This window comes from Geodermatophilus arenarius (genome assembly GCF_042654585.1).
In the GTDB taxonomy this organism is placed as follows: Bacteria; Actinomycetota; Actinomycetes; order Mycobacteriales; family Geodermatophilaceae; genus Geodermatophilus; species Geodermatophilus arenarius.
In genome coordinates, this window is record NZ_JBHSGR010000001.1 from 478,381 (window position 1) to 494,902 (window position 16,522).

A 16,522-nucleotide genomic window follows, 5' to 3' on the forward strand; every position below is an offset into this window, starting at 1 on the left:
GGGCGGGGCGGGACTCGGATCGGGACTCGGTGCGGTCCCCGCCCGGCGACGTCTTCCCCTGACGTCGGTACGGGGTGGGCCGCGGGGCCGTCGTCGCGGCGTCGGCGGGTCGCCGGTCGGGCGACGCTGCCACTGCCTGCCGGAGGGGGGTGCCGGCCGCGGGCTGCGCGGCCGTCCCTCCGTCGAGGAGGCGGTCCGGGTGGAGCTCGGTCATGCACCTGACTTCCGTCGGGGACAGGGACGTCGTGCCGTGCCCGGGGGAGCGGGCGGGGCCCATGTAAACACGCCGTGACCGTTACGTGATCTGCGGACCTGGGTACGGAGGGCCGGATGTGTGGCGCGGGCCACGGAGCTGCACCGTTGTCATTCGACGCTGCGTAGAACTGATGTGACGGACAGTGATGAACACGCCGGTTGAGCGTTGAACGAGGGGCGATCAGGCCCACACCGGGCAGAAGGCCCTGGACAGGCGTGATCGACAGCGCTCCCTGCGGACGACCCGAGGAGAGGATCTCGTGCGCGCAGTGACCTGGCACGGACGTGCCGACGTACAGGTGGACACCGTCCCCGACCCCACGCTGCAGGAGGACACCGACGTCCTCGTCGAGATCACCTCGAGCGGCATCTGCGGGTCCGACCTGCACCTGATCGAGGTGATGGCGCCGTTCATGACCAAGGGCGACGTCATGGGCCACGAGCCGATGGGGGTCGTCCGCGAGGTCGGCTCCGCGGTGACCGCGGTGAAGCCCGGCGACCGCGTCGTCGTCCCGTTCAACGTCTCCTGCGGGACCTGCTGGATGTGCTCGCAGGGCCTGCAGTCGCAGTGCGAGACCACCCAGAACCGCGACCAGGGCTTCGGCGCCTCGCTGTTCGGCTACACCAAGCTCTACGGGCAGGTGCCCGGCGGCCAGGCCGAGTACCTGCGGGTCCCGTTCGGCAACACGCTGCCGATCAAGGTCCCGGACGGCCCGCCGGACGACCGGTTCGTCTACCTCTCCGACGTCCTGCCCACCGCCTGGCAGGCGGTGCAGTACGCCGCGACGCCGCCCGGCGGCACGCTGCTGGTGCTGGGTCTGGGGCCGATCGGCGACATGTGCACCCGGATCGCCCACCACCTGGGCATCGAGGACGTGTACGCCTCCGACGTCGTGCCCGAGCGGCTCGAGCGGGCCACCGCCCGCGGCACGCACGTGATCCGCTCCACGAAGAAGGACGACGTCGTCCAGCAGATCCAGGACGCGACCGCCGGCCGCGGCGCCGACGCGGTGATCGACGCCGTGGGCATGGAGGCGCACGGTTCCCCGCTGGCGCAGATCGCGCAGAAGGCGACCGCGGTCGTCCCGGACGCGATCATGGAGAAGGTCATGCAGGTCGCCGGGATCGACCGGCTGGCCGCGCTGAACACCGCCATCGACGCGGTCCGCCGCGGCGGCACCATCTCGCTGTCCGGCGTCTACGGCGGCGCCACCGACCCGCTGCCCCTGATGCGGATGTTCGACAAGCAGATCCAGCTGCGGATGGGCCAGGCGAACGTGTGGCGCTGGGTGCCCGACATCCTGCCGCTGCTGGTCGACGGCGACCCGCTCGGCGTCGACGACTTCGCCACCCACCGGGTGCCGCTGGAGCAGGCGCCGCAGGCCTACGCCGACTTCCGCGAGAAGAAGGACGGCGCGGTCAAGGTGCTGCTGCAGCCCTGACCCGGGTGTGAGCACACCCACCGGCCGCGCGGGGCATGTCCTGCGCGGCCGGTGCCTTGCCCCTCTGTAGTACCCGCCTCTCTGCGGTACCCGCCTCCCTGTAGTACCCGCCCCGCAGGGCCAGCACGGACGACGACGTCCGCACGCTCCCCCTCCCGCCGTCGTCCCCTGGAGTCCTCCCGTGCCCCGCGGTCTGCTCGCGCTCGCCATCGGCGCCTTCGGCATCGGCACCACCGAGTTCGTCGTGATGGGCATGCTGCCCGAGATCGCGGACGGCCTCGGCGTCTCGGTGTCCGCCGTCGGCCTGCTCATCTCCGCCTACGCCGTCGGCGTCGTCCTCGGCGCGCCGACGCTCACCGCGCTCGGCGTGCGGTTCTCCCCGCGCCAGACGCTGGTCGCGCTGATGGTCGTGTTCGTCGTCGGCAACGCGCTGTCGGCGGTGGCGCCCACCTACGAGACCCTGGCCGCGGCACGGGTGCTGACCGCGCTGGCGCACGGGTCGTTCTTCGGCGTGGGTGCGGTGGCCGCGCGGCGGCTGGTCGCGCCGGAGCGGGCCACGCAGGCGATCTCGCTCATGATGGTCGGGCTGACGCTGGCCAACGTCGTCGGCGTCCCGCTCGGCACGTTCGTCGCCCAGCAGCTGAGCTGGCGGCTGGTGCTCGCCGCGATCGCCGTCATCGGGCTGGTCACGATCGCCGGGCTGCTGGCCTGGCTGCCCGCCGGCACCGGGGAGCGCGGGGACCTGCGGGCCGAGCTGGCCGCCTTCCGCCGCCCCCAGGTGTGGCTGGTGCTCGTGCTGACGATGGTGGGCTTCGCCGCGCTGTTCTCCGTCTACAGCTACGTCAGCCCGATCCTCACCGACCTGGCCGGCCTGCCCGAGGGCTGGGTGACGCCGGTGCTGGCGCTGTTCGGCGTCGGCACCACCGTCGGGACGCTGGCCGGCGGCCGCCTCGGGGACCGGTTCGGCTGGACGTTCGTGGTCGCCGGGCTGCTGGCCACCGCGCTGCTGCTGGCAGCCTTCGCCTTCCTCGCCCGCACCCCCGCGGCCGCCGTCGTCGTGCTGGTCCTGTTCGGCGCGGTCGCCTTCGCGATGGGTCCGGTCGTGCAGAACGGCGTGATCGTGGCCGCGCGGGTGTCCGGCGGCAGCCTGGTGTCGGCGGCCAACCAGGCGGCGTTCAACGTGGCCAACGCGGTCGGCGCGGCCCTGGGCGCGCTGGTCATCTCCCTGGGCCTGGGCTACACCGCGCCGATGTGGGTGGGCGCGGCCCTCGCGCTCCTGGGCAGCGGCCTGGCGCTGGTCGCCCGGCGGGCCGACCGGCGCGAGACCGCCCGGGTGAGCGCCGACGTCGGCCGCTGGCACGCGGAGGTCGGCAGCCGGCTGGCGGCCTGACGGGTTCCCCCGGACTCCCCGGGTAGGAGGCGGGCATGACGACCACGACGGCCGAGAGGTCGGGACAGTTTCCGCTCGGGGACCGCACGGTCAACCGCATCGGCTACGGCGCGATGCAGCTGGCCGGCCCGCAGGTGATGGGCCCGCCGGCCGACCGGGAGGCCGCCGTCGCCGTCCTGCGCCGGGCGGTGGAGCTGGGCGTGGACCACGTCGACACCAGCGACTACTACGGCCCGCACGTGACCAACGAGCTCATCCGCGAGGCGCTGCACCCCTATCCCGAGCAGCTCACGATCGTCACCAAGGTCGGCGCCCGCCGGACGCCGGACGGCGCGTGGCCCGAGGCGCTCTCCCCCGACGAGCTGACGCAGGCCGTGCACGACAACCTCGACCACCTCGGCGTCGACGTGCTCGACGTGGTGAACCTGCGCATGCCCGGCCACGCCCCGGCGGAGCGCTCGCTGGCCGAGCCGTTCGAGACGCTGGCCGAGCTCCAGCAGCAGGGGCTCATCCGGCACCTCGGCGTCTCCCACGTGACGACGCAGCAGTTCGCCGAGGCGCGGTCGATCGCGCCGGTGGTGTGCGTGCAGAACCACTACAACCTCGTGCACCGCGACGACGACCCGCTGCTCGACGCGCTGGCCCGCGAGGGCGTCGCCTACGTGCCCTACTTCCCGCTCGGCGGGTTCACGCCCCTGCAGTCCGCGGCGCTGGAGACGGTGGCGCGGCGGCTGGAGACCACGCCGATGCAGGTGGCGCTGGCGTGGCTGCTGGCCCGCTCCCCCAACGTCCTGCTGATCCCGGGGACGTCGTCGGTGGCGCACCTCGAGGAGAACCTGCAGGCGGGCGCGCGGGTCCTGGGGCCGCTGGAGATGGAGGAGCTCGACCGCATCGGCGGCACCGGCGAGCCCGACGTCGACCTCTGAGTCACCTGCCCCAGGCCGCGAGCTGGTCGACCGCGGCCTCGAGCACCGCGCGGGTGGCGGCGGTGTCGCGGTCGACCAGCCAGGTCGTCGTCGCGCCGTCGACGACGGTGACCAGCAGCCGGGCCAGCTCCGGCACCGGCCGCCGCCAGGTGGCGCCCGTCGCGGCGGCGGCCTCCTCCAGCAGGCGGGTCGCCGCCGCGGTGTAGGCGCGGTACTGCTCGGCGGCCACCGGCCGCAGCGCCGGGTCGCGGACCGCGTGCAGCGTGAGCTCGAGCATCAGCGCCTCGGCGCCGGGCTCGCGCTCGAGGTGGTCGAGGTAGCCGGCGGCGGCCGCGCGCAGGCAGCCGGCCAGGCCCGCGGCCGGGTCCAGCCCCGCGGTGGCGGCGGCCAGCTCGCGGCCGACCACGCGGGTGACCAGCTCGCGCAGGAGCTCGTCGCGCGAGGAGAAGGCGTAGTGGAAGGCGGCCAGCGGCATCCCGGCCTCGGCGACGACCGCGCGGGTGGTGCCGGCGGCCAGGCCGTCCCGGGCCATCACCCGCAGGGCCGCCTCCACCAGGGCCGCGCGCCGCTGCCCGGCCGGCAGCCGGGGCACCTCAGGCCTGCCCGGCGGGCTGCCCGGCCGGACCGAGGACCCGGGCGAGGTGGGCGTTGGTGAACACCCCGGCGGGGTCCAGCCGCGCGCGCAGCGCGGCGAACTCGCCGAACCGCGGGTAGCGCTGCTCCAGCGCCGCGGCGTCGAGGCCGTGCTCCTTGCCCCAGTGCGGGCGCCCGCCGGCGGCCAGCGCGATCGCCTCGAACGCGGCGGAGTACCCGCCCGGCTCGCTGCGGGCGGGCACGTGGACGGCGACGTAGGCGGTGTCGCGGCCGTACGCCGTCGACAGCGGGACGTCGTCGGCGGCGGCGACGCGCACCTCGACCGGGAACGGCACCCGGTGCGGCCCGGCGTCGACCACCCGCCGCAGCTCCTCCAGCACGGCCGGGGCCGCCTCCCGCGGGAGGGCGTACTCCGTCTCCCGGAACCGCACCCGCCGGCGGGAGACGAAGACCCGGTGCGCGACGTCGGTGTACGTGCGGGCGCCCAGCGCCCCGGCGGAGAACCGCGCCAGGGTCGGCACCAGCGCGGGCACCCGGCGGCCGGCGGCGACGACGGCGGCGAGGCCGGCGTTGGCGAGCACCTCGTCGTCCCAGAACGCGCGCGCCCGGCCCCGCGGCGCGAGCTCGGTGAGGGGCACCCGGGTGTTGCGCAGGGTCCGGCACCGGTCGGTGTGCGGGAACCAGTAGAACTCGACGTGGTCGGTCGAGGACGTGAAGCCGGCGAAGTCGGCCAGCAGGTCCGGCAGCGCGGCGGTGCCCTCCTCGGCGCGCAGCGCGAACGCCGGCACCGCCTGCAGCGTCACGGTGCTCAGCACGCCGAGGGCACCGAGGCCGACCCGCGCGGCGGAGAGGACGTCGGGGTTCTCGTCCGGCGCGCAGCGCAGCACCGTCCCGTCGGCGGTGACCAGTTCCAGCGCGCGGACCTGCGTGGCCAGCCCGCCGAACCGGGCGCCGGTGCCGTGGGTGCCGGTGGAGATCGCGCCGGCGACGGTCTGCCGGTCGACGTCGCCGAGGTTGGTCAGGGCCCAGCCGCGCGCGGCCAGCTCCGCGTTGAGCCGGTGCAGCGGCATGCCGGCCTGCACGGTGACCAGCCCGGCGTCGTCGACGCCGACCAGCGCGGCGTGCCGGTCCAGCGCCAGCGCGACGTCCTCCGGGCGGCCGATGCCGGTGAACGAGTGGCCGCTGCCCAGGGCGGTGACCCGGCGGCCCGCGTCGGCAGCGCTCCGGACCGCGGCGGCGATCTCCCCGGTGCCCGCCGGGTGCACGACGGTCACGCCGTCCGCCCGCTGGTTGCCGGCCCAGTTGCGCCAGGTGCCCACGCCGCCTCCTCCGTCGTGCGCGGCAGCGTCCCGTGCCCGCCGGACTCGGTCAAGCGACTGGGACGCTTGACCCACTCGGCGGACCGCGAGGATGCTGCCGCGCCATGACCTCCCCGGCCGCAGCCCGGGCCCGGCTGGACCGGGCGACCGCGGACCTCGACCCGCCGCTGGCCGTCCTGGACCTCGACGCGCTGGACGCCAACGCCGCCGACCTGGTCCGCCGCGCCGCCGGGCGTCCGGTCCGGGTGGCGAGCAAGTCGGTGCGCAGCCGGGCGGTGCTGCGGCGGGTGCTGGCCCGGCCGGGCTTCGCCGGCGTTCTCGCGTACACGCTGGCCGAGGCGCTCTGGCTGGCCGGCGGTGACGACCCGGTGTCCGACGACGTCGTCGTCGCCTACCCCTCGGTGGACCGCGCGGCGCTGCGCGCGCTGGTGGCCGACCCCGCGCTCGCCGCGCGGGTGACGCTGATGGCCGACTCCCCCGACCACCTCGACGCCGTCGACGCGGTGGCGCCGGCCGGGTCGCGGCCGCCGGTGCGGATCTGCCTGGACCTCGACGCGTCGCTGCGGGCCGGGCGGCTGCACGTGGGGGTGCGCCGGTCGCCGGTGCACGACCCCGGGGCCGCCGCGGCGCTGGCCCGGGCGGTGTGCGACCGGCCCGGCTTCGCCCTGGTCGGGCTCATGGCCTACGAGGCCCAGGTCGCGGGCGTGCCGGACGCGCCGCCCGGGCGCCCGCTGCGCGGCCTGGCGGTGCGCGGGGTGCAGGCGCTGTCGGTGCGGGAGCTGACCGGACGCCGCGCCGCCGCGGTGGCCGCCGTCTCCGCCGTGGCGCCGCTGGCGTTCGTCAACGGCGGCGGCACCGGGAGCCTGGAACGGACCGCGGCCGACCCGTCGGTCACCGAGGTCGCCGCGGGCTCGGGGCTGTACCAGCCGACGCTGTTCGACGGGTACCGCGCCTTCCGCGGCCGGCCGGCGCTGCTGTTCGCGCTGCCGGTCACCCGCCGCCCCGCGCGCGGGACGGTGACCGTCGCGGGCGGTGGGTGGATCGCCTCCGGGCCGCCCGGCGCCGACCGGCTGCCGCGCCCGGTGCACCCGCCGCGGCTGCGGGTGCTCGGCACCGAGGGCGCCGGGGAGGTGCAGACGCCGCTGCGCGGCCCGGACGCCGGCGGGCTCGCCGTCGGCGACCGCGTCTGGTTCCGGCACGCCAAGGCCGGCGAGGTGTGCGAGCACGTCGAGGTCCTGCACACGCTGGCCGGGGACCGGCTGGCCGGCGCCGTCCCCACCTACCGCGGCGAGGGCCGGTCCTTCGGCTGAGCCCCGACTCGCTCGCTCGGCGTGATCACCGGGTGTGTGCACGCGACACGGCGGGACGCGCCGGCCGGCCGTGCACACCTCCGGTGATCGCCGGAGCCGAGCCGTTCAGTCGGCGTCGTTGGCGAGCAGGGCGCGGGCCTCGGCGGCCTCGTCCTCGGTGAGCCCGCCCGAGCCGTCCGGGTGGTCGACCTGGGTGTCGATCCAGCGCCGGTGCGCCTCCCACGCCGACTGCCGGGTGGCGCCCAGCGCCCGGCCGATCTGCGCCCACGACGCACCGGTCGCCCGCGCCGTCCGGACGGTGAGCTGGCGCCCCTGGGCCGCCCGCCGGGCGACGACCTCGCCCAGCGCCAGGAGCTCCAGCGCCTCCTCACGGGTCAGCGGCCGCGGTCCGGCCGGGTCGTCGGGGTCGGCCAGCGAGTCGCGCGTGCGCAACTCGTCGTAGCGGCGGACGGCGCTGGCGAGGGTGTGCCGCCGTTCGAGGTCGTCGAGGTCCATGACCCATCCTCCGTCAGGACGGCCTGACAGGCACGAGCCCCTGCCCCGGTCCGCGCCCTCGGGACGGGTGGTGCTCCTGCGGCGGCCGGGGTGCCTCTGGGCGGTTCGGGTCACTCGTGGGCGTGGTCCGGCCGAAGAACGACACGGTCTCGATCCGATTCCGCCCCGCCCCCGCGAGGAGCCGTTCCGTGTCCCATCCCCCGCAGGCGCCGTACCAGCAGCCCTACGCTCCGGTCCAGCCGCCGTACGTCCCCCAGCAGAAGGGCGCCGGCCTGGCCGTGGCGTCGATGGTCCTGGGGATCATCGCGCTGCTGCTGAGCTGGGTGCCCATCATCAACAACGTCGCCGCCGTGGTGGCCGTCGTCGGCCTGGCGCTGGGCATCCCCGCGCTGCTGCGTGCCCGGCGCGGCACCCACCGCGGCAAGGGGCTGGCCGTCACCGGCCTCGTCACCTCGTTGGTGGCCATCGCCGTGGTGATCGCGACGCAGGCCTTCTACGCCAGCGTCATCGACGAGGTCGCCGACAGCCTCGACGAGGAGCTCAGCAGCGCCGTCCCGTCGGACGGCGCCCTGCCCGACGGCGGGACGGCGGGGCTGGTCGAGCCCGCTCCCGAGGAGGCCCCGGCCGCCGACGTCGTGCCGCTCGGCGTCCCGGCCCAGGTCGGCGACTACCAGGTCACCGTGGACGCGGTCGAGCTCGACGCCGACGCGTCCGTGCAGGCCGCCAACGACTTCAACGAGCCGGCCACCGGCCAGTACGTGCTCGCCCAGCTGAGCGTGACCTACACCGGCGAGACGGAGGGCATGCCCGGCTTCGACCTGACCGCCGTCTTCCACGGGTCCGACGCCCGGCAGTACAGCGACGCCGAGTGCACGGCGGTCCTGGCCGACGACGCGATGGACGCCCCGACCCTCAACCCGGGCGGGTCGGACACCTTCCAGTTCTGCATGGACGTGCCGCCGGCCGCCGTCGCCGGCGGGCAGCTGTCGGTCGAGCCCACCATGAGCTTCGACTCCGACGACCGCGTCTTCTACGCCCTGCCGTAGTCCCCGCTCCCCCGCCACCGGCCGGACCCCCCACGACGGGGGTCCGGCCGGTGTCGTTCAGCGGGCGCGGGCGACCCGCGTCTCGTCGAACACCGGCTCGTCCGACTCGTACACCCGGCCGTCGGAGCCGAAGACGAGGAACCGGTCGAAGGAGCGGGCGAACCAGCGGTCGTGGGTCACCGCGAGCACGGTGCCGTCGAACGCGGCCAGCGCCTCCTCCAGCGCCTCGGCGGACAGGACGTCGAGGTTGTCGGTGGGCTCGTCGAGCAGCAGCAGCGTGGCGCCGGACAGCTCGAGCATCAGCACCTGCAGCCGCGCCTGCTGCCCGCCGGACATGGTCCGGAACGGCTGGTCGGCGGAGTCGGTGAGCCCGTAGCGGCGCAGCACCGCCATCGCCCGCCCGCGGTCGACGCCCAGCCGGCCGGGCTCGCCGTGCCACAGCAGGTCCACCGGCGTCCGGTCCTGCCAGTCGGGGTGCGCGTGCGTCTGGGCGAAGGAGCCGGGGACGACGCGCGCCCCGAGCCGCCAGGACCCGGTGTGGGCGACGTCCTGGCCGGCCAGCAGCCGCAGGAAGTGGGACTTGCCCGCGCCGTTGGCCCCGAGGACGCCGACCCGGTCGCCGTACCAGACCTCCAGGTCGAACGGCTGCATGAGCCCGGTCAGCTCCAGCTGCTCGGCCACGACCGCCCGCACGCCGGTGCGCCCGCCGCGCAGCCGCATCGTCACCCGCTGCTGCGGCGGCCGGTCCGGCGGCGGCCCGGCCGCCTCGAACCTCGCCAGCCGGGTCTGCATCGCCCGGTACCGCGAGGCCATGTCCGGGGAGTTGGCCGCCTGCTGCTGCAGCGTGCGGACCAGGTCGACGAGGCGCTCGTGCTCCTCCTCCCAGCGGCGGCGCAGCTCGGCCATCCGCTCGTGCCGCGCCTCGCGGGCCTCGGGATAGGACGACCACCCGCCGCCGTGCACCCACGCCGTCCCGCCCTCGACGGTGACCACCCGGTCGGCGACGGTGGCGAGCAGCTCGCGGTCGTGGCTGACGAACAGCACCGTCTTGCGCGTCTCGAGCAGCCGCTGCTCCAGCCACCGCTTGCCGGGGACGTCGAGGTAGTTGTCCGGCTCGTCGAGCAGCAGCACCTGCTCGGGCCCGCGCAGCAGCGCCTCGAGGGCGAGCCGCTTCTGCTCACCGCCGGACAGCGTGGACAGCTCGCGGTACTTGCACCGGTCGTAGGGGACGCCGAGCGCCGCGACGGTCACGGTGTCCCAGGTGACCTCGGCGTCGTAGCCGCCGGCGTCGCCCCACTGCGCGAGCGCGTCGGCGTAGGCGAGCTGCGCGGGCTCGTCGTCGGTCTCCATGAGGGTCAGCTCGGCGGCCTCGACGGCGTCCCAGGCGGCGCGCACCGCGGGCGCGGAGAGGTCGACGAGGAAGCGCTGGACGGTGGTGTCGTCGCGCACCGAGCCGATGAACTGCCGCATGACGCCGAGCCCGCCGCTGCGGGCGACGGCGCCGGCCTCGGGCACGAGGTCACCGGCGACGATCCGCAGCAGCGTCGTCTTGCCCGCGCCGTTCTCGCCGACCAGCGCCGCGCGGGCGCCCTCGCCGATCCGGAACGAGACGTCGTCCAGCAGCACCCGGCCGCCCGGCAGCGTGTGCCGGACCCCGCTCACGTCGACGTAGCCCACCCCGACATCGTCCGGGGCCGGGCAACCGGATTCGGCAGGGCCTCCCTCAGCCGACGGCCTGCAGGCGGGTCCGGGCCAGCCGCTCCACCATCTCCGGCAGGGCGGTCACGGGCACGCCGCTGAGGTCCTGCCGGCACATGCGCACGACGTTGCCGACGACCTGGGGTCGCAACCGCGCGCCGAACTCGTCCACGAGCCGGGTGACGGCCTGCTCGACGCTGGGGTCGGCGGGGAGCTGCTCGATCGGCGTCATGGGCGCGCGGGACTCCTCGTTCGGTCCGTGCGGGGGTACGGCGTCCACGGTGGCGGGTGGGACGCGTGTTAAACAGGGACCTTCGTCCCCCTCCGAGGACCGCTGCGGCGTGTCGGTCAGGACACGAAGAAGGCGTTGCCGCCCGAGGACGTGACGGCGGCGGCGTCACGCACCAGCGCGGCGAGCTCCGCCCGGTCGATCCGGTCCAGGGAGGTGAACCGGACACAGCTCTTGCCGCAGGACACCCTCCCCAGCCGCGCGGCGCGCGCCTCGGGCAGGTACTCGCCGTCGACCACGGCGCACACGTACAGCGACAGGTGCCGCTTCTGCGCGGCGAGGGCGACCAGCGGCCAGCGGGTGGTCTCCCTGGCCGAGCGCGGCCGGTAGGGCAGCAGGCCGTACCCGAGCACGTGCCCCGACCCGGCCGGCACGAGCTCGCGGTCCAGCCCGGGCGCGGCCTCGCGGACCAGGGCGTCCACCCGCCGCAGCTCGGCCTCGCGCGGCCCGGCCGCGGCGAACCACTCCTCGACGGTGTCGGTCACGGACCGGACGGTATCGACCCCGGCCCCCTGCAGGGTCCCGCCGCGAGCGTGCGAGCGGCGAGGGGCAGGGGTCCTCCCGGGTTCAGGCGGGCCGCCGTCCCCAGAGCAGGGTGTCCAGCGCCGTGCCGGCGGGCGTCTCCCGGCGGACCTGCTCGAGCCGGTCGACGGCGAGCAGGCCGGCGACCGGGGCCAGCCGCCGGGTGCTGTGCAGGATCGCCGGGTCCTGCGGCCCGCCGACGCCCGCGGTCACGTTCTCGGCGTCGTGCCCCAGCAGCAGGAACCGCCCGCCGGGGCGCAGCCAGCCGACAGCCCGGCGGAGCAGGTCGGTCATCGGCGGGTCCGGCAGGTGCAGGTAGGCGACCAGCACCAGGTCCAGGGAGGCGGGCGGCGCCGTCCAGGTGGTGACGTCGGCGGTCACCCAGGTGACCCGGTCGGCGTCCGGCTGCGCCTGCCCGCGGGCCAGGCCGGTGGCCGAGAAGTCGACGGCGGTCGCCCGCCATCCCCGCCGGGCGAGCCACAGCGCGTGCCGCCCCTCCCCCGCGGCCAGGTCGACGGCGTCGCCCGGCGGCAGGTCCGCCACGAGCGCCGCGACCAGCGGGTTGGGCTCCCCCGACCACTGCTGCCGCTCGGCGTAGCGCGCGTCCCAGTCCTCGGCCTGCACGGGCCGGAGTGTGGCAGCGACGACGTGCGCGCCGTCCGGGCCGGGGTCAGGGTGGGCGGGTGAGCACCCTCCGGCTGGTCCCCTTCGAGCCGGAGCACCTCCCCGCCGTCACGCCCTGGTTCGACGACGAGGCGACGCGGCGGCGGCTGGGCGGCCGCGAGTGGCCGGTGCGGGAGATGGCCCTGCGCGGCACGCGGTGGACCGAGGAGTTCCGCGGGCGCCGGGTGCTGCGCAGCCACTCGTTCGTCGCGCTCGACGACACCGGCCGCCCGGTCGCCCAGATCGGTGGGGACGTCTACGACCGGTGGACGACGTGGGACCCGGTGGCCGAGCGGGTCCTCGCGACCGACGGGCGCCGCACGATGGGCGTGGCCTACGTCGTCGACCCGGCGCGCCGGGGGCGCGGCCACGGCAGCGCCGCGCTGCGGGCGCTGGTCGCCGCGCCGGAGACCGCCGACGTCGAGCAGTTCGTCCTGGGCATCGAGCCGGACAACGCGGCGAGCCTGCGGGTGGCCGCCGCAGCCGGGTTCACCCCGCTGACCACGGAGCCCGACGCCGAGGACGTGGTCCACCTGCGCCTGGAGCGCTGACCGGCGCGGGTGCCGTGACCGAGGATGGCCCCGTGCCCGCACACGTCTCCGACCCCGACGACCTCGCGCTGCACGGCCCCCGGGTGCTGGGCTTCGCCTCCCCGGGGCGGATCGCCGACCGCTACGGGCTCGACCGCGACGAGGTCGAGGACCGCCTGCTCGAGCACGCCACCCGGGGCTGGGTCACCCACACCCGCTTCGCCGACAGCGCCGGGTGGTCGCTGACCGAGGCGGGCCGGGCCGAGGACGAGCGGCGGATGGGCGCGGAGCTGGAGCTGACCGGCGCACGGGACCTGGTCACCGAGGCCCACGGCCGGTTCGTCCCGCTGAACCGCCGGTTCGGGAAGGTGTGCACCGACTGGCAGCTGCGGCCGACCCGCACCGAGCCGATGGCCGCCAACGACCACACCGACTGGAGGTGGGACGAGCGCGTGCTCCGGGCGCTGGCAACGCTCGGCCGCGACCTGGCCGCGGTGACCGACCCCCTGGCCCGCTGCCTGCAGCGCCTGGACGGCTACGCCGACCGCTACGCCGCCGCGCTCGCCCGGGTCGACCACGGCGAGCGGCGCTGGGTGGACTCCCCCGAGGTCGACTCCTGCCACACGGTGTGGATCCAGCTGCACGAGGACCTGCTCGCCACGCTGGGGATCGAGCGCGGGCAGGACGCCTGACGGTCACCCCCTGCTGGCACCCTCCCGGCATGACCACGGTGACGCCCCGGGAGGTCGCGCTGCTGCGCCTGGTGGCCCAGCGGGTGGCCGGACCGCCGTTCCCCGACGCCGCGGCGGCGGTGCGGGCGCTCGGCGCGGTGCAGGGCCAGGACCTGCCCGGCGCGCTGACGTCGGTGGCGCTGCGCACCGCCGGCCGCTCCCGGGCGGGGGTCACCGCGGCCCTCGACGCCGGCGACGTCGTCCGCTCCTGGCCGATGCGCGGGACGCTGCACCTGGTCGCCGCCGAGGACCTGCCCTGGATGCTCGAGCTGCTCGGCGGGCGGGTGCTGGCCGGCGCGGCGAAGCGGCGGGCGGTCGTCGGGCTGACCGAGGAGGACCTCGAGCGGTCGCGGGAGGCCGCCGTCGCCGCGCTGACCGGCGGGCGGCGGCTGGGCCGGCAGGCGCTGCTCGCCACCCTGGCCGACGCCGGCTGCGACGTCGCGGGCCAGAGGGGCTACCACACGCTCTGGTACCTCTCCCAGACCGGGACGCTGGTCCTCGGCCCCACCGACGACGGCGACCAGGCGTTCGTGCTGCTCGACGAGTGGGTGCCCGCGCCGCGCCGCCTGGAGCGCGAGGAGGCGCTGGCCGAGCTCGCGCTGCGGTTCTTCACCGGGCACGGGCCGGCCACCGTCGCGGACCTGGTGCGCTGGGCGGGCACGACGGTCCGGGACGCCCGCGCGGGCCTGGCGCCGGTGCGGGACCGGCTGGCGACGGTCGACGTCGGCGGCACCGAGGCGTACCTCGACCCGGAGACCCCGGAGCGGCTGGCCGCCTGCCGCGCCGACGCCGAGGGGCTGCACCTGCTGCCCGGCTTCGACGAGGTCGTCCTCGGCTACGCCGACCGCAGCTGCACGGTGCCGCCGGAGTTCGCCGAGCGGATCGTGCCCGGCGGCAACGGGGTGTTCCGGTCCACCGTGGTCTGCGGCGGGCAGGTGGTGGGCACGTGGCGGTGGACCGGCAGGGGCGCGAAGCGGGTCGCCGCCGCCGAGCCGTTCACCGCCTTCCCCCCGGGCGTCGCCGAGCGCGTGCCGGAGCTGGCCGCCGCGCTCCCCTGACGCCGGGAGGCGACCACCGCGCCTCCGGGGAAGGGTGGGGGCATGGAGTACGTGCGCCTGGGTGCCACCGGCCTGGAGGTCTCGCGGATCTGCCTCGGGATGATGAGCTTCGGCGAGCCCGACCGCGGGATGACGCCGTGGAGCCTGCCCGAGGACGAGGCGAGGCCGCTGATCCGGAAGGCGCTCGAGGCCGGCGTCACCTTCCTCGACACCGCCAACGTCTACTCGGCCGGCTCCAGCGAGGAGATCACCGGCAGGGCGATCCGCGAGTTCACCACCCGCGACGACGTCGTCCTGGCCACCAAGGTGCACGGCCGGATGCGCCCGGGCCCCAACGGCGGCGGGCTGTCGCGGGTGGCCGTCCTGCGCGAGCTGGAGGCGAGCCTGCGGCGGCTGCAGGTGGACCACGTCGACCTGTACCAGATCCACCGCTGGGACCCGGCCACGCCGATCGAGGAGACGCTGGAGGCGCTGGACTCGGCCGTCCGCAGCGGCAAGGTCCGGTACCTGGGCGCGAGCAGCATGTGGGCCTGGCAGTTCGCCAAGGCGCTGCACCTGGCCGGCGAGCGCGGCTGGCACCGGTTCGTGTCGATGCAGGACCACTACAACCTGCTCAACCGCGAGGAGGAGCGGGAGATGCTCCCGCTGTGCGCCGACCAGGGCATCGGCGTGATCCCGTGGAGCCCGCTGGCCCGCGGCCGGCTGACCCGCGACTGGGACGAGACGACGCACCGGTCGGAGAACGACGCGTTCGGCGGCCGCCTCTACGACGAGGCCAGCGACCGCGCGATCGTCGAGCGGGTGACCGAGGTGGCCCGCGAGCGCGGCGTCCCGCGGGCGCGGGTGGCACTGGCCTGGCTGCTGGCCAAGCCGGTGGTCACCGCGCCGATCGTCGGCGTCACCAGGGCCGCGCACCTCGACGACGCCGTCGCCGCCGTCGACCTGCGGCTCACCGACGAGGAGGTCACCCGCCTGGAGGAGCCGTACCGCCCGCACGCCGTCGTCGGCTTCTGAGCCGCCGGTACTCGCGGAGCACGAGCGCGGTCAGCAGCAGGTCGAGGCCGCCCGCGGCCCACATCCCCCACGAGCCCCGGTCCACGGCCAGGTACACCTCGTAGCCGCCGAACACCCCGAGCACCGCGGCGGCGACCGGGTAGGCGGGCAGCACCTCGCGCAGCAGCGCGGCGACGAGGCCCAGCTTCACCAGGCCGTGCAGGGTCAGGTAGACGACGGCGAAGGTGTGGGCGCCGCCGCTCAGCGCGGCCTCCCCGGCGGTGACGCGCTCGGCCAGCGCGCCGTCCGGGCTGCCGAGCAGGTGGTGCGCGACGACCCGGCGGGTCAGCCCGTCCAGCGCCCGCGGGCCGACGGCGAGCAGCGCCAGGCCCGCGAGCAGCTCGACCGCGCCGTCGAGTCCCTTGAGGAGCAGGGCGGCGCGCAGCAGCCGGTCGGTGGTCGTGCCGGGCATGATCCCGGAGCCGGAGGGGGCGCGTCCAGGGACCGGGATCACGCCCGCGGCTCGCGGCCGGGCCCGCGGGGCACGGCCACGATGGGAGGGTGACCGCCGTCCGCCCGCTGCTCGGCCCGCCGGTCCCCCCGCTCCGGGCGCTGTGGCGGGCCGGCGGGCGCCGCGGGGTGACCGCCGCGGCCTGCCTGGTGCTGACCCTGGCCGCCGGCGTCGCGCTGGGGCGCCCGGACCTCGGCTCGGCGGCGGGCCTGGCGTCGTTCACCGCGGTCTACGGGCACGCGCTGCCCTACCGCCGCCGCGCGGGCGTGGTCGCCGTCGTCGGGGTGGTGCTCGTGGCCAGCAGCACCCTGGGCGCGCTGGCCGGCGGGCACCCGGCCGCGCTGGTGCTGGCCTGCGCGGCGCCGGCCGCCTCGGCCGCCGCGGCGAGCGTCGTCTGGCGGGTCGGCCCGCCCGGCCCGCTGGGCGTCGTCCTGGTGGCCGGCGGCTCCAGCGCGCTCGGCACCACGCCGGGCGGGCTCGGCGCGGACGCCCTCGCCGCCGCCGCCGGCGCGGAGCTGGCCCGGGCCGGCTGCATGCTGCCCTGGGTGTGGGACCCGGCCGGCCCCGAGCGCCGCGCCCTGGAGGCGGCCGAGTCCGCGGTGGGGAGGGCAGGGGTGGGCGGCCCACCGGCGGGCGCGGCCCGGGCGGTGCGCCTGGCCGACGTCGCGGTCCGCGGCGGCAGCGGCCGCGGCGACCGCCGCCACGGCGCCCGCCGCGACGACGTCGAGCGGCTGTTCCTCGCCGCGCTGC

At 76.5% G+C, this 16,522-nt stretch carries 18 protein-coding genes; 10 read left to right on the forward strand and 8 right to left on the reverse strand.

Features of this window, described 5'->3' with window-relative positions; genetic code table 11:
* Window positions 1–515 precede the first annotated feature (515 nt).
* From ACFO3M_RS02320 to ACFO3M_RS02330, 3 genes are all read left to right on the forward strand, one after another.
* Window positions 516–1,697 carry an alcohol dehydrogenase catalytic domain-containing protein gene (locus ACFO3M_RS02320; protein WP_387985807.1) on the forward strand — a complete coding sequence of 394 codons (1,182 nt, stop codon included), beginning with the start codon at window positions 516–518 and terminating at the stop codon, window positions 1,695–1,697.
* Between the two features lie 181 nt (window positions 1,698–1,878).
* Window positions 1,879–3,087, forward strand: a complete 1,209-nt coding sequence (locus tag ACFO3M_RS02325; RefSeq protein WP_387985809.1) for an MFS transporter — start codon at window positions 1,879–1,881, stop codon at window positions 3,085–3,087.
* A gap of 35 nt (window positions 3,088–3,122) precedes the next feature.
* Window positions 3,123–4,013 carry an aldo/keto reductase family oxidoreductase gene (locus ACFO3M_RS02330; RefSeq protein WP_387985812.1) on the forward strand — a complete coding sequence of 297 codons (891 nt, stop codon included), beginning with the start codon at window positions 3,123–3,125 and terminating at the stop codon, window positions 4,011–4,013.
* A gap of 1 nt (window position 4,014) precedes the next feature.
* On the opposite strand, the gene ACFO3M_RS02335 is transcribed toward ACFO3M_RS02330, so the two are convergent.
* Both ACFO3M_RS02335 and ACFO3M_RS02340 read right to left on the reverse strand, forming a co-directional pair.
* A complete protein-coding gene (locus ACFO3M_RS02335) occupies window positions 4,015–4,605 on the reverse strand; it encodes a TetR/AcrR family transcriptional regulator (protein WP_387985814.1) in 591 nt (196 codons plus the stop codon).
* 1 nt (window position 4,606) lies between these two features.
* Entirely contained in the window at window positions 4,607–5,926 is a 1,320-nt protein-coding gene (locus ACFO3M_RS02340) for a D-arabinono-1,4-lactone oxidase (protein ID WP_387985816.1), read from the reverse strand.
* A gap of 104 nt (window positions 5,927–6,030) precedes the next feature.
* Here ACFO3M_RS02340 and ACFO3M_RS02345 point away from each other — a divergent pair, with 104 nt between their 5' ends.
* Window positions 6,031–7,236: an alanine racemase gene (locus ACFO3M_RS02345; RefSeq protein ID WP_387985819.1), complete on the forward strand. Its 1,206-nt coding sequence runs from the start codon at window positions 6,031–6,033 to the stop codon at window positions 7,234–7,236.
* A 105-nt stretch (window positions 7,237–7,341) separates the two neighbouring features.
* On the opposite strand, the gene ACFO3M_RS02350 is transcribed toward ACFO3M_RS02345, so the two are convergent.
* On the reverse strand, window positions 7,342–7,731 hold the full coding sequence (locus tag ACFO3M_RS02350) for a hypothetical protein (RefSeq protein WP_387985822.1): 390 nt from the start codon (window positions 7,729–7,731) through the stop codon (window positions 7,342–7,344).
* 188 nt (window positions 7,732–7,919) lie between these two features.
* Here ACFO3M_RS02350 and ACFO3M_RS02355 point away from each other — a divergent pair, with 188 nt between their 5' ends.
* The gene (locus ACFO3M_RS02355) at window positions 7,920–8,777 is read left to right on the forward strand and encodes a DUF4190 domain-containing protein (protein ID WP_387985824.1); all 858 of its coding nucleotides are present in this window, start codon (window positions 7,920–7,922) and stop codon (window positions 8,775–8,777) included.
* Between the two features lie 57 nt (window positions 8,778–8,834).
* Here ACFO3M_RS02355 and ACFO3M_RS02360 read toward each other — a convergent pair whose 3' ends face one another.
* From ACFO3M_RS02360 to ACFO3M_RS02375, 4 genes are all read right to left on the reverse strand, one after another.
* A complete protein-coding gene (locus ACFO3M_RS02360; RefSeq protein ID WP_387985827.1) occupies window positions 8,835–10,454 on the reverse strand; it encodes an ABC-F family ATP-binding cassette domain-containing protein in 1,620 nt (539 codons plus the stop codon).
* A gap of 46 nt (window positions 10,455–10,500) precedes the next feature.
* Complete coding sequence (locus ACFO3M_RS02365) at window positions 10,501–10,707, reverse strand: three-helix bundle dimerization domain-containing protein (RefSeq protein WP_387985830.1); 207 nt, start codon at window positions 10,705–10,707, stop codon at window positions 10,501–10,503.
* A gap of 116 nt (window positions 10,708–10,823) precedes the next feature.
* Complete coding sequence (locus ACFO3M_RS02370; RefSeq protein ID WP_387985832.1) at window positions 10,824–11,249, reverse strand: DUF1801 domain-containing protein; 426 nt, start codon at window positions 11,247–11,249, stop codon at window positions 10,824–10,826.
* An 82-nt stretch (window positions 11,250–11,331) separates the two neighbouring features.
* Window positions 11,332–11,910: a class I SAM-dependent methyltransferase gene (locus ACFO3M_RS02375; protein WP_387985835.1), complete on the reverse strand. Its 579-nt coding sequence runs from the start codon at window positions 11,908–11,910 to the stop codon at window positions 11,332–11,334.
* A gap of 59 nt (window positions 11,911–11,969) precedes the next feature.
* Between ACFO3M_RS02375 and ACFO3M_RS02380 the strand changes: the two genes are divergently transcribed.
* From ACFO3M_RS02380 to ACFO3M_RS02395, 4 genes are read left to right on the forward strand one after another with little or no spacing between them, the layout of a single operon-like run.
* Complete coding sequence (locus ACFO3M_RS02380) at window positions 11,970–12,500, forward strand: GNAT family N-acetyltransferase (protein WP_387985837.1); 531 nt, start codon at window positions 11,970–11,972, stop codon at window positions 12,498–12,500.
* A 32-nt stretch (window positions 12,501–12,532) separates the two neighbouring features.
* On the forward strand, window positions 12,533–13,171 hold the full coding sequence (locus ACFO3M_RS02385) for a hypothetical protein (protein WP_387985840.1): 639 nt from the start codon (window positions 12,533–12,535) through the stop codon (window positions 13,169–13,171).
* A gap of 29 nt (window positions 13,172–13,200) precedes the next feature.
* Window positions 13,201–14,268 carry a winged helix DNA-binding domain-containing protein gene (locus ACFO3M_RS02390; protein WP_387985842.1) on the forward strand — a complete coding sequence of 356 codons (1,068 nt, stop codon included), beginning with the start codon at window positions 13,201–13,203 and terminating at the stop codon, window positions 14,266–14,268.
* Between the two features lie 42 nt (window positions 14,269–14,310).
* A complete protein-coding gene (locus tag ACFO3M_RS02395) occupies window positions 14,311–15,282 on the forward strand; it encodes an aldo/keto reductase (RefSeq protein ID WP_387985845.1) in 972 nt (323 codons plus the stop codon).
* Here ACFO3M_RS02395 and ACFO3M_RS02400 read toward each other — a convergent pair.
* Window positions 15,233–15,733 carry a DUF2127 domain-containing protein gene (locus ACFO3M_RS02400; RefSeq protein WP_387985848.1) on the reverse strand — a complete coding sequence of 167 codons (501 nt, stop codon included), beginning with the start codon at window positions 15,731–15,733 and terminating at the stop codon, window positions 15,233–15,235. The genes ACFO3M_RS02395 and ACFO3M_RS02400 overlap by 50 nt on opposite strands.
* Before the next feature lie 89 nt (window positions 15,734–15,822).
* On the opposite strand from ACFO3M_RS02400, the gene ACFO3M_RS02405 reads away from it, so the two are divergent.
* Window positions 15,823–16,522, forward strand: a 700-nt coding sequence (locus tag ACFO3M_RS02405) for a hypothetical protein (protein ID WP_387985851.1), incomplete at its 3' end; no start/stop codon positions are given.

What these genes read in the sequence shown, in the direction of transcription:
- ACFO3M_RS02365 (WP_387985830.1), bottom strand. Translation starts at nt 10,707, where the DNA reads ATGACGCCGATCGAGCAGCTCCCCGCCGACCCCAGCGTCGAGCAGGCC.
- ACFO3M_RS02345 (WP_387985819.1), top strand. Translation starts at nt 6,031, where the DNA reads ATGACCTCCCCGGCCGCAGCCCGGGCCCGGCTGGACCGGGCGACCGCG.
- ACFO3M_RS02330 (WP_387985812.1), top strand. Translation starts at nt 3,123, where the DNA reads ATGACGACCACGACGGCCGAGAGGTCGGGACAGTTTCCGCTCGGGGAC.
- ACFO3M_RS02350 (WP_387985822.1), bottom strand. Translation starts at nt 7,731, where the DNA reads ATGGACCTCGACGACCTCGAACGGCGGCACACCCTCGCCAGCGCCGTC.
- ACFO3M_RS02400 (WP_387985848.1), bottom strand. Translation starts at nt 15,733, where the DNA reads ATGCCCGGCACGACCACCGACCGGCTGCTGCGCGCCGCCCTGCTCCTC.
- ACFO3M_RS02390 (WP_387985842.1), top strand. Translation starts at nt 13,201, where the DNA reads ATGACCACGGTGACGCCCCGGGAGGTCGCGCTGCTGCGCCTGGTGGCC.
- ACFO3M_RS02395 (WP_387985845.1), top strand. Translation starts at nt 14,311, where the DNA reads ATGGAGTACGTGCGCCTGGGTGCCACCGGCCTGGAGGTCTCGCGGATC.